Below are 20,393 nucleotides of genomic sequence, written 5' to 3'. Positions count from 1 at the left end.
TCCAGAAGTTCCTTCTCAATAGCCATGCGATGATTCTCTCCTTTCCATCATCATGGCCTCGCGCACAGAATTCCCGACAGTCCCCGTTCCCGCCTCGGTGTCGAAGACCTGCACGGTGCGCTTCGACAACAACAAATACTCGGTGCTGTCGAGCGCCGTCGGCCGGCCGGTTGAGATCCATGCTTATGCCGATCGGATCGTCATCCGCCAGGAACGGCGCCGTCGTTGGAGAACATACCCGCTGCTTCGGCGCAACGAGGTGATCTACGCTCCCTGGCACTACGTGCCGGTTCTGGCCCGCAAGCCCGGTGGACTGCGCAACGGCGCGCCGTTCCGGGCCTGGGTTCTGCCGTGAGCCATGGAGAAGGTGCGCCTCAAGCTCAAGGCTGCCGATGACGGCGACCGTCAGATGGTGTCGATCCTCACCTGTGTGCTGAGTGACGGATTGAACGCGGTCGAGGCGGCCTGTCAGGAAGCCCTCGATCATGGTGTCTCATCGGCGGCGGTGATCCTCAACGTCCTGGCCCGTAGCCGAGATCCGGCGCCGGGCACGATCCTTTCCATTCCACAGGCGCTGAAGCTGGCTCACAAGCCGATCGCCGACTGCGCCCGCTATGACAGTCTTAGGAGGACGAACAGCCATGGAACGCACCGAAGTGCTGGACCCGATGGGAGTGCCGATGCTCTACGGGATGCGCTCGGCCTATGACGAGATCATGGGCGTTGCCAACAAACGGCAGCACGAGCCGCCGAGGATCGTCGGTGATCTGCTCCAGGCCGAGATATCGGGGAAGCAGGCCCGCTCCATCAAATACCAGCTCACGTCGCCAAGCTACCGCTGGCGAAAGACATCGACGACTTCGACTTCACCGGTACGCGAGAGCCTGATCCGTGATCTCGCCGGCGGCGCTTTCGTTGCCGATCAGCGCAATGTTGTCCTGGTCGGTGGCAGCGGCACGGGCAAGTCGCATCTAGCAATCGCCATTGCCCGATCATTGATCCGCAATGGTGCGCGCGGCCGCTTCTTTCAATGTCGTCGACCTGGTCGACACTCTCGAAACCGAGACCCGTGCCGGCCGGCACGGCCGCATTGCCGATCATCTTACCCGGCTCGACTTCGTCGTGCTCGATGAACTCGGCTATCCGCGTCGCAGGCAAGGCGCTCTTGAGGCGTTCGGCGAGCCGCACGAAACCGTCATAAGGAATGCTGCCGAAGAAGGTATGGGTGAAGCGCTGCAGTTGCATTCTGACCGCGTCAACCGCCTTCAGATGCGAATATCCGACCGCAAGCGCCCATGCCGCCGATGAAGTCGATATATCGGCGGTCCGTGTCCCAATTCTCCGCACCTTGGGCGCGTTTTGCGCATACCGGAAACGCACATGCAACGCCAAGCGGCAGCGCCCTCTCACGTCTCACCTGAGTTCCGCGCTCGATCGTGCCCTCATGCTGCAATACACTCACCTGTACAAACAAGCCTTGCATCGGCTGCACCTTCGCCAGCGAGGTAGCGTGGTCATGGCCGCTCCTCGCTTGGCGCGTTGTCCGTTTGCTAGATCAAGCGGGCTTAGTAACGATTATCTCTTACCGGCGGCGTCGACGAAGAGAGGGTTTGGCCCAGGGACTGTTCCTGTTCGCCAAGGGTCGGAAATGGTGTGATCGACCAGTCGATTAAGTCGACGGCACGCTGAAGTGTCGCTTCGGTCCGAGAACGGGTGGGCGAAGCGGCGAGGACATGACCGATCCGGTCTCGGTAATCGCCTTTCCTGACGATCGGTGTCTTGGGTTCAACATACATTTTGACCTCCGCAACACCTGATATAGCAGCTGCCCGACGGTCGCCATTGATCCAATCGAGAGTGCCGTCGCAATCGGGAATTAGGTACCGCGCGGCCGCAGTGTGCGAACGCCTTTTGCGCAAATCCCATTCGTCGCCGATGACAAGCTTGATGTGCTCGGTGACAAGATCGACATCGTAAGCCAGCTGAACCAGTTGAGGAACGGGCGAACCCGCAAGACGCGGATTGATTTCAATGATGACTGGGCCACGCTTCGTCCACCGGAGTTCAATGTTCGCTGGCCCCCAGCCAAGGCCGAGAGCTCGCAAACAGCGCAACGAAACATCGGTGATACGTTCACACTCGTCAGCGGTCAGAGGGGCCGGATAAATGTGTTCACGACAGACGAAATGCGGTGGGCCGTAGTCAGCGGCGGCAACCCCAATGACCTCATTTCCCATTACTTCAAGATTATACTGTGGCCCTTGTGCGAATTCTTCGACCAGTATCTTTGGCGAGCACCGCCATATGTGTTTCCCGCCCAACAAATACGTCGTATGTTGGGTCATCTCATTGGCGTCGCTGCACAATCGGACACCTCTGCTGCCTGCGCCCACGGCCGGCTTAAGAATCACCGGCAGCCCGATCTCCGCGGCAGCGCTATCGACGTCTGTCGCATTCTCTGCCAAGCGATAAGCAGGTACTGGAACGCCGGCCTCCGCGAGGAGCTGACGTTGGGTGAATTTGTCGCAGCATCGTTCAATCGATGTGGGGTTCGGTCCCGGCAGATCGAAATACTGGCAGAGCTTGCCAATTGTTGCATAGAACGCCTCCAGGGAGGACGTAATGCCAGCAATGTCATAAGTGGCCCCTATACGGGAACATTCACGGATAAGCGCATCGAGATCGTCTGTATCGACACGGATTGCCTCGTACCCTTTCCTCTCAAGATAGCTATACTGAGCTGGATCAGCCGACAGGGTAATTGGATGAAGGCCAAGACGCTGGGCCGATTGGATGTAGAGAAGACCAGTACCCGTTGGATCGCCTTCGACCAGAATGAGTGCTCTCGTTGCCATTGGTTGTTGACCTGCCTTTGCGTATTGTGTGGTCAGCGCCTGTCGCCACCGGGTTGTTTAGCCGTGATGACCTCGGACTTGGCAGTGACAATAGCAGTGTCGGTGATTTGCGGGCGCTAAGATCCTGCAAACTCATTTGAAGGTTTTGTTGCAAGTAGGATTGGCCACCTGCTGGTCAGTCTACGAGATTGGAACTGGCTCCAACACTGACGGATTCCGAGCAATGCTGGGAAACGCAGGGTGCCGGCACAACTGTGGGTTTTGTCGCGTCCGTGACACGGTGTCGGTCGGCTTGCCTCCTGATGACTGTCGTTTAAGGCTTTGAATGCCCTGTAGAACTCTTTTCTGGCGCTCCTACTGCTCAGTTGGCATGACTTTTGAGTCTCCTTAGCTAGGAGCAGGAACTGCCGGTGGCGGATTGCTGAAAGCGCCCGGCGTAGTTGCCAAGCACGTGGCCAGGGGAAGCCTAATGGACGAGAGGATACCTTCTGCGGCAGATGGCGGAACTCAGGCGCGGCGCGCAGCTTTGGGAGAATTCACTGCGCAATGCGCTCTCGGTTGGCACGCTTTGTTCGCCGAGGGTCTTCTAGAACGAGATGGATTGTTGTGGCGAGGGCCACCAAGCCTGGCCCCCTTTGGGTGTCACGCCACGTCCTGTACCTCACCGACCTGCGTCGTGCACCTGGTGGAACATTACAAAATCAGAGTCCCATCGAAATTGCTGGACGAAGCCGGCGCCCGGCACCGAATCGACGCTCCCTCCGGTCTCTTACGGCAGGTCGCGGCCGCCCTGGCGATTTCGCCTGCATCGGACGGACTGGGGAATTTTTGAGCGACGCCTTTGAGCCTGAGCCAAATCGTACTGGCCTACGGCGGAGGCTCGGGCACCCAACCACGAAAGCGGCTTCAGTGCAGATGCTCTCACCACGATTCAGGTTGAAACTTCGGACATCGAATGACGCGCCGGGCGCAGCCGAGGCGGCGGCCTTGTGCGATATTGCGCATGGCCGTCAGATCAGGCCCACAGAGCCGTCAGCTCTGATTGAGAAATTTGTCCTTGGTGTCGCGAACCACACGCTCGAAGTGGCTGGCTACAAGGCGTCGGAGCCATCCGAGGAAGAAACGCAACTAACCATCTTGCCGCACTGGGCGATGCCGACTTCACCGCCCAAGACAGCGCTCGCGTCGCTGACGCAGTGGATGGGCCGAGACCGCGCGGGAGAGGGTGTCGGGGTCAACACGGTCTGCCGCAACGAATGCGACACCCCGATGCTGCGCATCGGCTTCGCCGCACGAGGGCTGGACCCGAATACGGCGGTGGCCGACTTGGACGGCTCGGTGCCGCGTGGTCGCGTCGTGCGGCCGGAAGACATCGCTGATGTTGTCCTGTTGTTGGCGTCCGATGCCGCGCGTTGCATGTGCGGCGCGTTTGTCGAGGTGAACGGTGGAAAGGCTGTAGCATGACCCGCTTCGCGGGGAAGGTGGCCCTGGTGACGGGCGCCAGCAGCGGCATTGGGGCGGCAATCGCCGACAGGCTTGCCGGCGAGGGAGCCAGGGTCTTTGCGGTTCAGCTTGAGGAGGCTGGCCATATAGAAACGATAGTCGCGGACCTTTGCGACCCCGACGTTCCGGCCGTGATCATTGATGATGTCGTTCAACAAGCCGGCCGACTCGATATCCTCGTCAACAACGCTGGGCGCATGGTTGAAGCGAAGGTAGATGAGACGGGGCTGGACGAATGGCGACGCACAATGGCGCTCAATCTTGATGCTCCTTTCCTGCTGATCCGTCGCGCCATGCCTCATCTTCGAAGAAGCCGCGGCGCCATCGTCAATATCGGCTCGATTGAGGGATTGGCGTCCAACCCGAGGCACGCGGCCTATTCTGCCTCCAAGGCAGGACTCCATGGCCTGACGCGTGCCGTGGCGGTCGATGGCGGGCCAGACGGGGTGCGTTGCAACGGCGTGGCTCCCGGCTGGATCGATACGGATCTCAACGTCAATTTGGTCGCCGCTTTGCCCGAGCAGGCGCGGGGGCGGCTGGGTGCCATTCATCCGTTGGGTCGAACCGGCCGTGTTGAGGAAGTCGCGGCTATGGTCGCATGGATTGCCTCCGACGAGGCCGCATTCGTCACCGGCCAGATCTTTGTCGTGGATGGGGGCCGCACTGCCAAACTAAGTCTTCCGTGAAAGTAAGTTGTCAGAACTGAGCGGCAGAAGTTGCCGGCCGATATTCATGTCGTGGAGGACATCGGAAAGCAGCCTGTCAGAGCCGTGTCAGATATGGGTGTAAGACACATTTTGGTCCCACTTCTGGGGCGACGGTTTTGATGCGGGTATGGACATGAATCGTTTCCGCAAAGATCGGGACAGCAGCAGGTTTCTTATCGTCCTTGCTTTCACCACTCAGCGATGTGATCGGGCAGGAATCATGTGGCTCTATCTCCTGAAACGCTGTGGCTCTATCTCCTGAAACGCATTGTCCTTGCGGTCGCAATCATTTGACCGCAGTGACACTTCTGTTCCTGATGGTCCAGGCCGTGAGGGGCGATCCTGCAGTAGCTTGCTCGGCCCAGGGGCGACTCCCGAGATGAAGTGGCCCAGCCGACACGGTTCATGTAGCTGCATCGCGCGGCGGCAAGACAACGGTCTCGAGACGAGGTTCAAATCGTCGCGCAACGCGCGATAGGCCGAAAAGCAGGCGCGGCAAGCTATCGACCGGATAAGAGTAAGTCAGGTTTAACCAAAACGAGGAAACCGGACCGGTCATCCACGCGGTAACGTCGAACCAATCAGACGACGAACTTGCAAAAAAAATCGCCTGCCGGTTGATTTTAATTCGAATGGCCCCGTGCGCTGTTTTCTGTAACTTGCGGTGCGTGAATGGCGCAACAGCGGCAAAAAGCACAGCTTTCTGTCTTAGCGTGCCGAAGTTCCTGGCGCTATCTGTGCTGGTACAAAGCCGCTGTCCTTAGCCAATTCGGGAGGTTCAAATGGGGCATTTTACTGAGCATGGCAAACCCATGCCTAAGGTCTTCGACAGCCTTGCCGAGGAGGCAAAAAAGGGCGGAATGGACCGGCGCGAGTTCCTGGCGCTCGCTTCCGTCTTCGGTGCGTCGACAGCCATGGCGTACTCGATGCTGGATGCAATGCCGCCGGCGCATGCCGCAGAACTGCCTAAGAAAGGCGGAACTCTGCGGATTTCTATGCAGGTCAATGGTCAGAAGGACCCGCGCCTAAATGACCTTCCGGATTTAGCGAATATTTGTCGCCAATTCCTAGAACCGTTGGTCAATTATACTACGGGATACACTTTCGAACCCAGGCTTCTTGAGAGTTGGGAAACGAATGAGGACGCGACGGAATATATCCTGCAACTGCGGAAGGGCGTCAAGTGGAACAATGGCGACGATTTCACCGCAGATGACGTAGTGTCTAACCTGCTGCGCTGGTGTGAAAGGGACGTGCCTGGGAACTCAATGGCTGCGCGTATGGCCACGCTCGTTGATGAAAAGACAGGCAAGGCGCTAGAGGGCGCCATTACAAAAGTTGACGATCACACGGTTAAACTTAACCTTCCCAAACCCGATATTACGATTATTCCGGGGTTTGCCGACTATCCCGCGCTCATTGTTCACCGTGACTACGAAAAGAACGGGTCGGACCTCGTCGCACACCCCGTTGGCACCGGGCCGTTTGAACTAGTGTCATGGGACGTGGGTCAAAAGGCCGTCCTGAAGCGTCGAACAAATGGAAGCTGGTGGGGCGGTGAAGCCTACCTCGACGAAGTGCAATTCATTGACTATGGCAGCGATCCGTCCGCTCTTCTGAGCGCTTTCGAATCAGGTGAAGTAGATGCGAACTATCAGACGTTCGCAAGCAATGTAACTACATTTGATGACCTCGGGTTGGTGAAGTCTGAGGCGAAAACTTCCACGACGCTAGTGTGTCGCGCCCACGTCACTACTAAGCCGTACGACGACCAGCGGGTGCGCAATGCACTGCAGTTGGCGGTCGACAATGGTGCTGTGCTGCAACTTGCCGCCAATGGCTACGGCACCATTGCCGCGAACTATCATGTTGCGCCATTACATCCCGAATTTTACCCGGTTCCGGGAAAGAAACGGGATATTGAGGCTGCCAAGCGCCTTATGGCCGAAGCGGGTCAGACGGAATTCGAACACGAGATTATAAGTAATGACGAGGATTGGCATAAGGACACGGGCGACGTGATTGCCGCGCAGTTGCGCGAGGCCGGATTCAAGGTGAAGCGTACGGTTATACCCAGTAGCACTTTTTGGAACGATTGGTTGAAGTACCCGCTTTCGACAACAAATTGGAATATGCGGCCGTTGGGCGTACAAGTCTTGGCCCTTGCCTATCGCAGCGGCGCAGCATGGAATGAGGCGGCATGGTCAAACCCGGAATTCGATAAGAAGCTCGACTCGGCGTTGGCGGTTCCGGATCCGCAGAAACGCAAGGCGCTCATGCAGGATATTGAAACACTCCTGCAGGACTCCGGCATAATCATTCAGCCCTATTGGCTTTCCCTGTTTAATCATTCGACAAAGCAAGTCAGGGGCTACGCCATGCACCCGACATTTGAGATCGACCTGGGTAAGGTTTGGCTCGACGGGGCCGCCTGAGACAACAGCTAGCCCGACTATGGGGCTTCGTCGGACGTGACGAAGCCCTGCACCTTGCGACCTGTGAATGTGCCGTTTGGTGCTGCAGGTGTTATCTGGTGCCGAGAGTGTCGCATATTGAGACGATGATGGCACCGATGCATAGCCTTGGGCTGACAAAGGCGCAAGTCGAAGGATTGCCATAATAAGCTAGGAGCCCCACGGTGACGGTTGACTGTTCGAGCGCTGAGTTCGGGAATTCTCAATCGCAGTACTCGCCTGAGAGTGCCGGTACGACTGCGGCCCGCTCTGCCTTGGCCGAGTTTGCCGGTCGTTCTGACCTGGTCCGCGAGTTCCTTGTCGCACCTTTCGGCCGCCACAGCGCCGAGCTCCGTTTTATTCTGGACGTGATGCGCTCACAGCCGCTTGCTGGCAAATGGATCGCGATCATGACGCGGCCGTATAGCGAGTGGCGTGCTGCGCGCTGGTCGCGGAATTTGCCCATGCGGGTGGTCGACATGGCGCCGGCATGTTTCCAATCGCGCGAGGAAGTTGAGTGCTGGGTGTTTAAACAGCGTTGGCAGCACCTCATTGGGCCGCTCCCAATGCGGGAGGGAGGTGACGATGTCTGATCGCCCAGCGATTCTCGCTTATGCCGACCGCGACAGCGTTAAACCTGGCGAAAGCATAGCGTTCGCTGTGAGCTGTCTGAAACTTGACAGCTTCCAATGCGACTTCGTTCGGCTGCTCGGCTGCGACGCCGGGCCGGAGATGCCACCATTCCGCCCATCCGTCATGGCGGCGCCGGAGGCAGCACGTTATCCCGGGCGCGAGCAGCCCATTCGTGCCGGCTCCTACATCGAGGTCAACGGGTCGCAGCGCTTGGCGGATCTCGGGTCGGTAACGGTCTGCGCCAATATCATGCCGACTCTTATTGCCGGCCAACCGCGCTGCCTGCTCAGCACGCTGAACCCCGCAGGGGACGGGGGGATGGCATTGCGGCTGGAGGCAGACGGCTGCCTGGCAGCAATCCTGGGGAATCCAGTTGAGCCACGGATCTATCGCCTGGCCAGTCCCTTGTCTCTCTGGCTCTGGAGCTTCGTTGCGCTTAGCTATGATGCCCAGCGCGGTCAATTGCTGGTCGTTGCGCATCGTCTCGCTTCCGGGACGCATGACCATGTTGGCGCGAACTGGCTTACTGTGGATGACGTAGAGCCGCCTGCGAATGGCGATGGCCGCCTTCTAATAGCCGCCGAGCGGGATGGCGACGGATTTCCTTGCCACCATTTCAATGGCAAAATCGAGCGCCCCCGGATTCTGGCTGCGGCACTGTCGCTCGAAGAACTCAGCGATTTGGCATCACGCAAGCCGACTGAACCTTTGAATTGGCCCTGTCTCGGCGATTGGAATCTGCTGGGCGAGCCAGTATCAGAAATCGTTCCAGATGAATCAGGCTCTGGTCATGACGGCGTGTGCATCAATCAGCCCACCCGCGCTGTCCAGGGATCGGCTTGGGAAAGCCCAACGATGGATTGGCGCCGCGCGCCTGAACAGTACGGCGCGGCTCACTTCCACCACGACGATATTGAAAATCCCGGCTGGCAGGAAGACCTGAGGCTTACCGTGCCGACCGATTGGCCCAGCGGCTGCTACGCCGCGCGTCTACGCGGCGCGGATGCAGAGTTTTATGTTCCGTTCTTTGTGCGGCAGTCTGCCGACGCCACCAGCGATGTTGCCTTTCTGGCCCCGACTGCAACGTATGCGTGCTACGCGAACTTGACCATGCAGCGGCAAACGAACGAGTATAACCTCGGTTGCATCGCGTCCTCGTACACGCCGCTCGATCTGCTGGCTTTCGAACACCCGGGCATAGGTAAGTCGCTCTACGATCCGCACGATGATGGCAGCGAGCGGTGCATTGGCTCGCTGCGACGGCCGGTGGTGAATCTCCAGCCTGGAGGGTGGCTTTGGAACTTCCAGATTGACCTTTGTTTGCTAGGCTGGCTCGCCCGCGTGGCTCCGGATCACCATATACTGACAGACGAAGACCTCGACCGCGAGGGCTTGGCCGCACTGGACAAATGTCGGGTACTTATTACCGGGAGTCATCCTGAATATTGGTCGCTGCCGATGTTGCAGGCCCTCGATGACTTTCTCAATCGAGGTGGACGGCTCATGTACCTCGGCGGGAACGGGTTTACCAGTGCGATCGATTATCATCCTCAACGAAAAGGCCTGGTTGAATTCAGGCGGCGCCATTCAGGAAACGGCCGCTTTGGTGCTGGCGAAGCCCATAGCAGTTTTACTGGCCGCCTCTGCGGCATGTGGCCGGACTTAGGCAGACCCGAACAATCGCTGGTAGGCGTGGGATATCTGACAGAAGCTTTCGATCGGGGCAGTTATTATCGTCGTCTCGCCGTCAGTGACGATGCCCGAGCTCGATTCATTTTCGAGGGCATAACAGAAGAGGTCATTGGCGATTTCGGCATCATCGGCGGAGCCGCCGGACTCGAGATCGATGTGGTCAATGAGGAGCTCGGTACACCCCGTCACGCACTCGTGGTAGCCGCCTCCGAGCAACACGGCAGTTCTTACGCGCGCATACTTGGCGGCCTTAATTATTTCACCAGACTATGGAATTATGCCCCAAGGGAGCCCATTCGTGCGGATATGACGTTCTTTGAGACACCCGCAGGCGGCGCGGTCTTTTCTGTAGGCTCGATAGCTTGGGGCAGTTGCCTCCCGCACGCCGGCTATGTCAACAATGTCGCACGCATATCTGAGAACGTGTTACGCCGCTTTCGCGATCCGACACCCTTCCAAATGCCTGACTGAATCGCGGCAGCCGCTTAAGGCAGATATCTGATAGCCTAATTGTCAACCTCTCGTGACCCTCCGGGTGCCAGATCGCGTTCGATGAGCCGCCTCTGACATTACAACTGACGCAGGAAGCAGGCATCGATCCCCTGTTCTGGACCACTTCGAACCGCTGCTCGACGGGGATTTTTCACGTCGACAGAACAGGAATGTCCTGACGCCGATTTCGTAGCCACGTCCCGGCGCGAGCTTTCGCCAGATATTATTGGAGGGCATGGTTAGTGCACTGAAGCTCTTGTGCGAACGGAACACACTGGCCCTTATGGTCGGCCCGCGCGGCAACAGAAAAAATACACTACTGAGCCTCGCAAGAACACACTCGCCAGTGACGAACGGCTATTACTCTTGGTTGAGATTTTGTCGTTCGGTTTATATCTCTGCCATCTGGCATTCGAAGATCTGCCGAGCTTCATTCAAGGTGCGCCAAGCTGCGGGTAGATGAAGTGAAGAATCGATCGACGCGGCGTTTCGCGAAAATGCCAACTCGTAGACGGAAGATTTGTCGCACACAGAAACGCACATTCCGTCCGGAATTGGATTCCTGCCCACGATCACCATGATGAAGCCATTCAGCGCGTGGTAGGAGCGGCGCACGCAATCGGCGATGTTTCGGCGGTCGATACACGAAGGCGATGCGATATCCTCTGGGTGCGTATGCCAGCAGCCTACGAAATGCCGCCCTCGCGAAAACATGTCATTGATCTCACGCTGTTCGGCCCCCTCGTCGGGCCGATAAGAATAGCGGGTCCGTCGATCTCCGCGCCTCGGGCCGGTAGCAACGTCGATGTCGATCACCGGAAGCTGAAATCGTGCAAATAGCAGTCCACCGGCCTCCTTGTGCCAAAAGCGGGTTTGACGGTGTTGGTTGAAGTGCTCCAGAACGCTGTCGCTGAACGCGAGCGACTGTCCCGATTGTCCAATGTCGAAGGAGATCACGCCGCCAGATCCTTCGCGGCCCGGCTCCATCGTCTTTCGATCATGGTTGCGCCGTCGAGCGCTTGCGGAGCGATGGCTCGCAGTTCGTCGCTCCATGCGCCGCCCGCAGCTTCAACGAAGGTGCGGCGCGCGAGCCAGATGCGATGTGTAGCCGATGCCGCCTGACCGAGAAGGGCGTCGAGTGCGGTCTGCGCGACCATCGAGGTGATGAATCCCAACTCGACAGGGCCGTAGGGATCGAACGCCGCTCCACAGGCAGGCTCGTACCGGAGGGTTTCATGTGCCCAACATGTGGCGACGAGGTGCGGCGATCCGGTGGTATCCAGCCCGTCGCGCAAGCGGTCGCCGACGCCGGAGACGACGATCGCGTGTCCGGCAGCGGCATGCGGCTCCGTCCAACCGTAAACGATCGGAAAGCGTCGCGTTTTTTGGACAGCCTGCCATTCGTCGAGAAGGGATTCGCTCGGCCAATCGCCAAGTGCCGAGACGATGAGGTCGACACCGGCGAGGGGACAGTCGGCGCGAAGCAGAAGGTCCTGCACGAGCGAGTTATGACACTCCACCTCGATGTGCGGAAGGTCCGAGCGGATACGCTTCGCGAGTTCGATTGTCTTGGCTGCGCCGATCGAGCCGACTCCGAGGGGGTGTCTGCCGACATTGGCGCCCGTGAAGGTCTGCTTGTCGACGAGGATGAGCTTGCCGACGCCGGCTCGGGCCAGCGTCATCGCAACCGGTCCGCCGACTGATCCGCATCCGAGAACGGCGACGGTCGCCCCGCGCAGCGTGGGAATCCGCGGATCGCGGTCGCGCCCATGGACCCATGTCGGATCGACGCGTTCGACCGAGGTGCGCTCGGCGGCATTTCCCCCGAACAGTCGGGCGTGCAGGACGTTGTCGGGCACGCGCGAGGGGCGAAACCCGGCGATCAGTGGATCCGATCCACGAACGATCTTCGGTCGATTGATGACCGTGGTTGCGAGCGCAGGTCCGTTCTCAGTACTCGTGCCCAGCACCACGATCAGCCGTTGACGCATCTCGCGGGCAAGTTCGTCGAGATGATCGGCGACGCCGGCGCGGGCAGCGATATCGTAGACGTCCTTCGCCGAGGAGGGGTATTCGGACGGCAGCGGGACGACGTCCATCCAGACAAGCAAACCGCTATTGAAGTGGAGCTCTGCTGCGGGGATTACCGGAACGAAATTGCGAAGCCAAGCGCGCAACGTGTCGTCATTGTCAGCGATGATAGTTCTTCTTGCGCCTTCCCAGATCCTGACGATCCGCGATGGCGGCGCGGGTTCGATCAGAGACAGGATGGTCCGCGCCGGTCCGCGTCCTGCATGATGCCAATATGTGAGAAACTCGCTTCGGAAGTCGCCATTGCGCTCGCCGCGGACCAGCGCTTCGATCAGATCGAACGTCATCTCAAGCAGTTCGGCGATTCCTGCGTACGGATCGTCGATGGGAAACGTGGCGTGATCCGGCACCAGACAGAGCGCGCCGTCGCTTTCGACATGGGGCCAAGTCAAAAAGGACGGACGGTCGACCAGCGCGATCCGCGCGGGCGCAAAAGGAAAGGCCGCAGTCACCAGAACGTCGAGCCGGCGCCGGCGATCGGAAAAGTCGCAGTCGAAACGCCAGCCGATTTCGGCGGAGCGCCCCCGGTAGGTAGCAAGTTCTCTGGCGTCGAGCCTTCGCGGGCGCAAGCCAGCTTGCAGCCAGCGTGATTCAACGACGCCGACGGCTGCCTTGAAGCGCTTTGCGAGAGGGTCGACCCCCTCAGGCATTCCGGCGATCTCCCTCGATGCGGACGGCCGAGGTTTGCGCCTGCGCCTCGCTGCGGACGAGGCCGGCGGTCAGCAAGGCCGGTTTACTGAGTCGAGCGGCCGAACGCCGCCGCGTCTGGTCCGCGATGTCGGCACCGACGCCCTTGGCAAGTTGCTCGGTGATCAGGTGCTTGTTGGACAACTGCGCCACCGCCGCAAAATCGGCGCGGGCCCTTTGCAGCCAATTATGGAACTCTTTCTCCCGTTCCGGATGCTCCTTCCATTTGTCAGCGAAGTTCTCCAGCGGATCGCTGGGATTGGCGATGAGACGGCTGCCGTCCGCCGCGGTCCCGATGAAGCTGTCCATCTTCCTCAGGATCACGAACAGCGCCTCAGCGATCTTCTCCTCTCCTTCGTAGGAGTGGGCGGCGAGCGTCGTGAGGATAATCGAGATCGGCTTTTCGTCGCTGCGGCCGATGTACATGATGTCGCGATGGCGCTTCAGGATCATGATGGCGTACTGCAGCGGGGTGCGGATCCGATAGTCCGGAATCGGCTCGGTGCCCGCCCTCACCCCTTTCTGAAGAAGCTCCTTCTTCCGCTTGTCGTAGGCTTTGGCCATGCGTGCCAGAAACCATTTCAGATAGCCGCGTGGATTCGACCGCTGCCAATCGGCCGCGATAATCTGGTAGTGCGGGTGGCGATTGTCGGTGATCGACATCGCGGTCTCGGCGAGCGAAGTATCGAAGCCGCGCGTTTTCAGGAGTTGGGTCAGTTCGCCGCCATTCGGAATTCCGGGCGTGACGTCCATGTGGAATTGAGCTTCGTCCGCGTACGGTTGCCTCCAGCAGCGGCGATGCTCCTCCAGCGGCTTGACCATGTTCTTGCTGCGGGCGTACAGCCTCATCTCGATTTCGAGAAGGCGCTTTAGATTGGCCTGCGTGGTCTCGTTCTTCGTCAAGCGTTGAAACTCGCAGACGGCATCGATGTCGTAGTGCTCGTCCGAAGTGAGCGGTGGCGTGACGGTGCCGAGACCGAACGACCCTTGGACGTGGACTTGAGGCCCGTATCGCCGAATTGTCGACTCGGGTCGGTTGAGCCAGTCGCCCAGCGACTTGTAGCTCGTCTCCGCCTGTTCGTATCGATGTTCGGGAATCTCTAGTTCTTTGGCGAGGTCTTCGAGAACTTCGTCAGCCTCTGGGGTGATCGTCGGGCTCAAATGCATGTTCATGAAAAACTCCTGATTAGCCGGCGTGTTCAAGTTCATGGGCGAAAATGAAGCCGCCGTGCTTCTTGTTTTGGTCGTAGATCTTGAGAGTGGGGTGCGCCTTCGGCTGCCAGGCGCGACCAGCCTCGACGGCAGCGGAAACTGGAACGGCGGGAAACACGTGCACGATCGTGTTCTCGCCATGGGCGACCTTGATGGCGTCCAGCGTTATTCTGAAAAGACGCGCGAACACGGCCAGATCAGCCTGGCTGCGCATAATGTCGTTATGGGCACCGTCGGCCGCGATGGACCAGATCGCCGCATCGTTGCCGAGCACTGCGTGGACCCGATCGTCTACGACGGGTGCGCTGACCGCCAGCTTCAGCGCGACCTTGCCTTCCAAACCGGACGGCCGCAGGACGTTGAACTGGAGCGGCGGAGCGTTCGGGTCCCACCTCCAGCCCTTGGGGCTGCGCAGCAACTGCCGGACGTCTGCAGTTGCGATGTCGGAGATCAGACGCCCTAGCTCGATCAGGAGCGGGATCGGCGCCAATCCGAACACTGTTAGGCGACGGATTTCCTGCCGCTCCATCCGCCCGCGAACTTTCTCGGCGAAGCTGGCCCGCAGGTTGCGGACCTGGATGCGCCAGAAATCCGGTTCGTGATCGGATAGATCGAGCGTCGCGAGATCGAGATCTATCCAACCGTCGTCAAGCGGATAGCGATCCGGGATCATCGACCATTTGAGGTCGCCTTTGGCCACGGGAGATTCGTTGGTCCCGATCCTCGCAGCGTATCGAATGACATGACTGCTCAGATCCTGGTCGATGCCTGTGACCGTCCGGATTCGGTCTTCGTGACGACGCTTCATTGCCATCAAGACATCGGCGGGATGCTCAGCAACCATCTCGCGATCGAAAACGCGGTGGTGACGGTCGCAGACGAGCATCAGGTTATCCGGCTCCTGGGCAAGTTTGGGTGATAGAATCGGATCGCCTCGCGGCCCATCCTCCGAGTCCGCAATGATGTGCCCGATATAGGCCGCGTTAGCGTTGACAGCTCCCGACACCTCGTCGCCGATCAATAGGGCATTGCATCCCGCATATTGACACCGTCCCGCAGCGCGGCCCCATACGATGTTCTTGACCTTGTCGGGTAGCGGCCGCCGGCGTCCGCGACGCGGCTCTGCTGGCACCTGATCTTTCATCTCGGGTTCTGCAACCAGACTCATGTTTTTTCGTCTCGCGGTTGATGTGCGCTTCGTTTGATTTTGCGGCAAGCCTGAGCGGGCCGCGAAACCTCAGTTATTCCTCGGCTACTCGGCGCGCCGAGTAGCGAACTTACGTTGCCCAAAACGGGGACCTAAATTTCAGGGGACTTACCTTGGGTGGGCGCCGCAGGAACACAACATTCGCTTCCGGGCACACAACTTTAGGTGCCCGATCTGCAAGGCGTGCTTCCCGACGACAGGGCGCTCCCAAATCGGCGCAGCACTCATAGATCAACTGTGCCGAAACGGGGCCGTGTGAATCCGACCCGCCAGCTATTACGAGGCGGTCGGCGGCTCCACTGGTTACCCTACGCGTGCCTCGCCTTCGTGCTAGGCTGGGAGTTCAGACATATCTTCCATTGATCGACCAAGGATAGATATGGCTTCGTCCAAAATGTCGTTCGAAGTTGTGAGCGGCACAAGAAAGCGGATCACGTTGTGAAAGCGTCCTGCCGAGGCCAGCAGCAGGCCGTTTCGAGCGGCTTCTTGGATGATTCTCGCAGTGACATCTGTCGCTGGCTCGCGGCTGACGCTATCCCTAACCAATTCTATGCCAATCATTGCGCCGAGCCTCCGGATCTCGCCGATCTCTGCATGGTTGCTTCTAATTCGGAGGCGCTCCAATCCCGCTTGTAGGCGCGCACCGATTTCTTCCGCCCGAGTGAGCAATCCTTCGTTCTCAACAACGTCTAGGACTGCCAGTGCGGCTGCGCATGCCAATGGATTACCCGCGTAAGTACCCCCAAGCCCCCCCCGGTGAACCGAGTCCATGATCTCGGCCTTGCCGATCACAGCTGCAAGTGGCAGGCCGCCCGCAAGGCTCTTGGCGGCAGCTATCAAATCCGGCTGAACGTCAAAGTTTTCTATGGCGAAAAGTCTGCCCGTCCGTCCGAAACCCGACTGGACCTCATCAGCGACCAACACTATGGCGTGAGTATTGCAGATCTGTCTAAGGGCTTTAAGGAATTCAGAGGACGCCGGCAGGAATCCGCCTTCGCCCTGCACCGGCTCAATAACAATTGCGGCTACTTCTGAGGCATTGAGTTCTGTTTCAAACAGAGCATGGAGGGCTGACAGGGCGTCTTGCGTGCTGATTCCGCGATAAGCGTACGGGAACGGAACACGATAAATGTCTCCTGGAAATGGACCAAAACCCATTTTGTAAGGGTTTACCTGAGCTGTCATTCCTAGTGTCAGGAGCGTTCGGCCATGAAAGCTTCCGCTAAAGACAACAATTCCCCGGCGGCCCGTGTGGTAACGAGCGATCTTAACTGCGTTCTCGACTGCCTCCGCGCCGGTTGTAACGAGCAGGGTCTTGGCTGGAGCCATCGGTGCAAGAGCATTTAGTCGCTCGGCCAAGGCAACATAGCCTTCATAAGGGGCAGTTCCAAAAAAGGTGTGAGTGAAGCGATTCAACTGATCGCGAACCGCTGCTACGATTCCAGGATGCGAATGACCAACAGCGAGGGCACCCATACCACCCACGAAGTCGATGTAACGTCGTCCGTCAACGTCCCAAAGCTCTGCGTTAAGAGCTCTATCAGCGAATATCGGGAACGCGCACGCTACACCACTGGGAACCGCCGCTATGCGCCTGCTCTCAAGTTCGCGGTTTGTGACGCTCATATTTTGTTCCTCTGCCAACAGGCAAATTACTTGGCTGCGGGCCTTTTAGTCGCCAGCTTTTTGGACCTGCCCATTAGCAGCGCACGATCAAAGGGTTAGGGACGATTAGCACGTATCGAGACCTTGCAGAGAGGCAAAAAAATAGCCTGCCGATTGAGTTTAATTCGAGTGCCTCCCGAGGTGGATCGGTAGAGGCGTACTACGTGAACGGCCGTCGCTCGCGCATGTGCAGGGAGGTGGCTGACGGGTGGAAATGGCCAGTGGCGCTCGCCAATTTGCCCGCGCTCCGAAAAGCTTGCCCGGTCACCAGATGATCCCGCTGGACGACACGCCAGGGCAACTGGACCAGTAGACGAAAGGCAACGGCACAGAGATGAGCGAAGTGGCTGGCGCAGATGCGGATGTAATTTTGCCAGGGGCGTTTGCGCCGCTCAAGAACCGAACCTTTCGTTCATCTGGCTCGCCACGCAGGTCTCAAGTCTTCGTTGGCTGATGCAGACTGTTGCCATGAGCTGGCTGATGGCCACGATCTCGATATCCGATCTGATGGTTGCGCTGGTGCAGGCCTCATCGACGCTACCTGCGTATTATTCTATGTCTTCGTCGGGGGCCATCGCCGACAATTTCAGCCGTCGCGGCGGCGCTCTCAATGATCCTGCTTGGCAGGCCTCGGTTGGCGACATTGTGGACCCGACGCGATGTTCCTGCTGCCGTTACCCTCCTCTCGCTCGGCTTCAACACTGTAAGGACCGTTGGCCCGGCGCTCGGGGGGCATCGTGGTTGCCTCATTCGGGCTTCTGACGGCTTTCGCCGTAACCACGCTCACCTATCTGGTCCCTCTGGTCACCATATGGCGATGCAAGCGGAAGGCTCGGTCCTCGCCTCTCCCGCGTGATCCTGAGGACGGCGATCTATGACGGGCTGCGCTTCACGGCGATGTCATCGGAAATCAAGGCGGCGATCACTCGTGGAACCCTCTTGGCCTGGCAAGCATCGCCATACTCGCGCTGCTGCCCCTAATTTTCCGCGATCAGCTGGGAGGAGGGCCCGTCGCCTATGACGCGCTCATGGCCGGCTTCGGGACAGGCGCTGTCTTGGCCGGCATCTCCAATAACCTCTTCAGACGAATCTTGTCACAAGAACGGCTAGTTGTTTGATCCCGAGCTTTGATGGTGCATTATTTTCTTCCGAATGGAAGGAGGCACTATGGGCCAAGTTCTACACGGCAGCGCCACGACGACAGAGGCAATCCGTCGAGCGATACAGCATAGTCATGTCTGGACGGCGCCCGCAGATCAAGGGTTTGTTTTTGGCGATGGGATAGTCGCGGGTGCGGTCATGTCTCCGGCCTGTTGTTGCGGTCTTGTGACCGCTGGCCCTGATGGTATCCGCTGATCCTTTGGCCTGATCAAGAGAGCGAGATCGAAGCTCCGACTATGCTGCAGGCTTTCAGGATCCATTCTCGTCTGTTCCCATCACGTCATTGTCACCCTCGATTCCGGTCCCGGCCTTAGCCGATGCTGTCGTTACGCCGGTGTGCCGGCATAGTGTGTCACGTCGCGCATGAGTGCGAAGACGATACGGGCGAGCTTGTTGGCCGTTGCCACGGCGACAAGCTTGAAGGGTTTGGCCTCCAAGAGGCGATCTGCCCAGCTTCTCAACGCATCACTGCTGCGTCTGCGATGGAAGAGAACGGCGTGCGCGCCGACCACGAGCAGCTTGCGCAAATATCGGTTTCCCATCTTGGAGACGCGTCCCAGCCGTTCCTTTCCGCCGGAGGAGTTCTGCCTTGGCGTGAGCCCTAAAAAAGCAGCGAATTCGCGCGGGCCCGAGAAGGCGGAGATATCCTGGACACTCGCCACAAGGGCGGAGGCAGTGACGGGACCGGTGCCAGGAACGGTCATCAGGCGGCGTGCCGTTTCATCAGCTTTAGCGAGGGCCATAATTGCCTGATCGCTCTGCCTGATCTCGTCATCGAGTTCCGTCAATTGGTGCACCAAAGGCAACAATGCCGAACTCACGGCTGCCGGGATCATGTCGTTGCCCTCGATGACGAGGGTAGCCAAAGCGCGTGCGTTGTTCGGTCCTTGCGCGGCGATGATCCCGATTTCGGCCAGATGACTGCGAAGAGCATTGAGCAGTTGCGTGCGCTGAGCCACCAGAAGTTCGCGCACCTTGTGATGCATGAGGCCCGCCTGGTTCTCGACCGATCGCACCGGCACAAAACGCATGGAAGGACGCGTCACCGCCTCGCAGATGGCTGCTGCATCGGCAGCGTCGTTCTTCTGACGACGCACGTAAGCCTTCACATAGGCTGGCGGCATCAACCGCACGTCATGGCCGAACTTCGTCAGTTCGCGAGCCAGTGATGGGCTGAGCCACACGCTTCCAGGCCAATGAGGCAGCATGGTCGGTCTCTCCGGAATGGGTTGTGAACATTCACATTCTAGAGATTCTTCGACTGCCCATGGCCACCTCGATCGGTGCGCGCCTGCAGCGAAAAGCTGCGCGCACCGATGTCTCGGTTGCCTCTCATCCTTCATTCCTTAGGTGCTACGGCATCCAGTTCACCACGCCCGGTGCAGGCGGGTCGGCCGTACCTCTCATCAAGGAGGCTCTCGGCAATGGCGAGACTGTCTGGGCCCATGCCTTCGAGCTCACCTGCGCCAAGAACGATATCGAGCACCGCACGACCAAGGTAAGGCATCCGTGGACCAACGGCCAGGTCGAGCGGGACCATCAAGGACGCGACCGTCAAACGCTTTTACTACGAGAGCCACGATCAGCTCCGGCAGCACCTCACCGACTTCGTCGCCGCCTACAACTTCGCCCGCAGGCTCAAAACCCTCAAGGGGCTCACGCCCTACGAGTTCATCTGCAAAGCATGGCCTGACCAGCCCCAACAGTTCATCGTAAATCCGCTCCAGCAAATGCCGGGACTAAACAACTAGATATCTACCAAAAACCCCAGATTTGAGCCGAGGATTTGACCTTCTGGAGTTTCTCAACAGTTTCGAGACCAAGGCGATGTACCATCATAATCTCCGATTGGCCAAGAGGTAGTTGCCGTCAAATGAGCGACATGCTCGTGTCAGGCGGCGCGGCGATACGCCGGTTCTCGCAGGTATGCTTGATCCGCCCGAGCCGCAAAAAAGTTGCCTGCCAGGTGAATTTAATTCGACTGCCCCCGCTCCTCAGCTTGCATATAACACTGGCCAATAGCCCGAATTGGAGC

Annotated in this window: 15 protein-coding genes and 5 pseudogenes; 12 read left to right on the top strand and 8 right to left on the bottom strand. The window is 58.9% G+C overall.

All coding sequences use genetic code 11. The features are described from left to right. Positions 1-85: 85 nt before the first annotated feature. The 3 genes and pseudogenes from NKH91_RS28105 to NKH91_RS28095 form a co-directional block, all read left to right on the top strand. A pseudogene (locus NKH91_RS28105) lies at positions 86-709 on the top strand (Mu transposase domain-containing protein); the annotation flags it as partial. Then, a pseudogene (locus tag NKH91_RS28100) lies at positions 615-974 on the top strand (ATP-binding protein); the annotation flags it as partial. The pseudogenes NKH91_RS28105 and NKH91_RS28100, both read left to right, overlap by 95 nt. A 31-nt stretch (positions 975-1,005) precedes the next feature. Further along, a complete protein-coding gene (locus NKH91_RS28095; RefSeq protein WP_352885394.1) occupies positions 1,006-1,308 on the top strand; it encodes an ATP-binding protein in 303 nt (100 codons plus the stop codon). Between the two features lie 257 nt (positions 1,309-1,565). Here the strand turns inward: NKH91_RS28095 and NKH91_RS28090 are convergent, their stop codons facing one another. Further along, positions 1,566-2,855 carry an ATP-grasp domain-containing protein gene (locus NKH91_RS28090; RefSeq protein WP_352885383.1) on the bottom strand — a complete coding sequence of 430 codons (1,290 nt, stop codon included), beginning with the start codon at positions 2,853-2,855 and terminating at the stop codon, positions 1,566-1,568. A gap of 915 nt (positions 2,856-3,770) precedes the next feature. Here NKH91_RS28090 and NKH91_RS28085 point away from each other — a divergent pair. Beyond that, entirely contained in the window at positions 3,771-4,319 is a 549-nt protein-coding gene (locus NKH91_RS28085; RefSeq protein ID WP_352885392.1) for an SDR family oxidoreductase, read from the top strand. Beyond that, positions 4,316-5,044, top strand: coding sequence for an SDR family NAD(P)-dependent oxidoreductase (locus tag NKH91_RS28080; protein WP_352885382.1), 729 nt, complete (start codon positions 4,316-4,318; stop codon positions 5,042-5,044). Before NKH91_RS28085 ends, NKH91_RS28080 begins: the two co-directional genes overlap by 4 nt. A gap of 424 nt (positions 5,045-5,468) precedes the next feature. Here the strand turns inward: NKH91_RS28080 and NKH91_RS28075 are convergent, their stop codons facing one another. Continuing rightward, complete coding sequence (locus tag NKH91_RS28075) at positions 5,469-5,762, bottom strand: hypothetical protein (RefSeq protein ID WP_352885381.1); 294 nt, start codon at positions 5,760-5,762, stop codon at positions 5,469-5,471. Between the two features lie 85 nt (positions 5,763-5,847). Here NKH91_RS28075 and NKH91_RS28070 point away from each other — a divergent pair, with 85 nt between their 5' ends. The 3 genes from NKH91_RS28070 to NKH91_RS28060 all read left to right on the top strand — a co-directional run bounded on the left by NKH91_RS28070 (position 5,848) and on the right by NKH91_RS28060 (position 10,314). Beyond that, entirely contained in the window at positions 5,848-7,500 is a 1,653-nt protein-coding gene (locus tag NKH91_RS28070; protein WP_352885380.1) for an ABC transporter substrate-binding protein, read from the top strand. Positions 7,501-7,793: 293 nt separating this feature from the next. Then, positions 7,794-8,111, top strand: a complete 318-nt coding sequence (locus NKH91_RS28065) for a N,N-dimethylformamidase alpha subunit family protein (protein ID WP_155929870.1) — start codon at positions 7,794-7,796, stop codon at positions 8,109-8,111. Continuing rightward, positions 8,104-10,314: a N,N-dimethylformamidase beta subunit family domain-containing protein gene (locus tag NKH91_RS28060; protein ID WP_352885379.1), complete on the top strand. Its 2,211-nt coding sequence runs from the start codon at positions 8,104-8,106 to the stop codon at positions 10,312-10,314. The genes NKH91_RS28065 and NKH91_RS28060 overlap by 8 nt, the downstream gene beginning before the upstream one ends. A 411-nt stretch (positions 10,315-10,725) precedes the next feature. On the opposite strand, the gene NKH91_RS28055 is transcribed toward NKH91_RS28060, so the two are convergent. The 5 genes from NKH91_RS28055 to gabT form a co-directional block, all read right to left on the bottom strand. Further along, positions 10,726-11,292 carry a Mov34/MPN/PAD-1 family protein gene (locus NKH91_RS28055; RefSeq protein WP_352885378.1) on the bottom strand — a complete coding sequence of 189 codons (567 nt, stop codon included), beginning with the start codon at positions 11,290-11,292 and terminating at the stop codon, positions 10,726-10,728. Beyond that, the gene (locus NKH91_RS28050; RefSeq protein WP_352885377.1) at positions 11,289-13,076 is read right to left on the bottom strand and encodes a ThiF family adenylyltransferase; all 1,788 of its coding nucleotides are present in this window, start codon (positions 13,074-13,076) and stop codon (positions 11,289-11,291) included. The genes NKH91_RS28055 and NKH91_RS28050 overlap by 4 nt, the downstream gene beginning before the upstream one ends. After that, entirely contained in the window at positions 13,069-14,286 is a 1,218-nt protein-coding gene (locus tag NKH91_RS28045) for a nucleotidyltransferase domain-containing protein (RefSeq protein ID WP_352885376.1), read from the bottom strand. Before NKH91_RS28045 ends, NKH91_RS28050 begins: the two co-directional genes overlap by 8 nt. Positions 14,287-14,299: 13 nt before the next feature. Then, positions 14,300-15,493 carry an SAVED domain-containing protein gene (locus tag NKH91_RS28040; RefSeq protein ID WP_352885375.1) on the bottom strand — a complete coding sequence of 398 codons (1,194 nt, stop codon included), beginning with the start codon at positions 15,491-15,493 and terminating at the stop codon, positions 14,300-14,302. A 369-nt stretch (positions 15,494-15,862) separates the two neighbouring features. Further along, positions 15,863-17,158, bottom strand: coding sequence for a 4-aminobutyrate--2-oxoglutarate transaminase (gene gabT, locus NKH91_RS28035; protein ID WP_352885374.1), 1,296 nt, complete (start codon positions 17,156-17,158; stop codon positions 15,863-15,865). Positions 17,159-17,650: 492 nt separating this feature from the next. On the opposite strand from gabT, the pseudogene NKH91_RS28030 reads away from it, so the two are divergent. The 3 genes and pseudogenes from NKH91_RS28030 to NKH91_RS28020 form a co-directional block, all read left to right on the top strand. Then, positions 17,651-17,734, top strand: a pseudogene (locus tag NKH91_RS28030) (MFS transporter); the annotation flags it as partial. A 73-nt stretch (positions 17,735-17,807) separates the two neighbouring features. Next, a complete protein-coding gene (locus NKH91_RS28025; RefSeq protein WP_352885373.1) occupies positions 17,808-18,053 on the top strand; it encodes an MFS transporter in 246 nt (81 codons plus the stop codon). After that, positions 17,935-18,315 (top strand): annotated as a pseudogene (locus NKH91_RS28020) (MFS transporter). The gene NKH91_RS28025 and the pseudogene NKH91_RS28020 overlap by 119 nt, the downstream one beginning before the upstream one ends. A gap of 369 nt (positions 18,316-18,684) precedes the next feature. Here NKH91_RS28020 and NKH91_RS28015 read toward each other — a convergent pair. After that, positions 18,685-19,566 carry an IS110 family RNA-guided transposase gene (locus NKH91_RS28015; protein ID WP_352885372.1) on the bottom strand — a complete coding sequence of 294 codons (882 nt, stop codon included), beginning with the start codon at positions 19,564-19,566 and terminating at the stop codon, positions 18,685-18,687. Positions 19,567-19,802: 236 nt separating this feature from the next. On the opposite strand from NKH91_RS28015, the pseudogene NKH91_RS28010 reads away from it, so the two are divergent. Next, a pseudogene (locus NKH91_RS28010) lies at positions 19,803-20,109 on the top strand (integrase core domain-containing protein); the annotation flags it as partial. Positions 20,110-20,393 lie beyond the last annotated feature (284 nt).

This window comes from Mesorhizobium sp. M0894, assembly GCF_040319725.1.
GTDB lineage: Bacteria > Pseudomonadota > Alphaproteobacteria > Rhizobiales > Rhizobiaceae > Mesorhizobium.
Note: the sequence above shows the minus strand (reverse complement) of the source record. Positions and strands in the feature narration are given on the sequence as shown.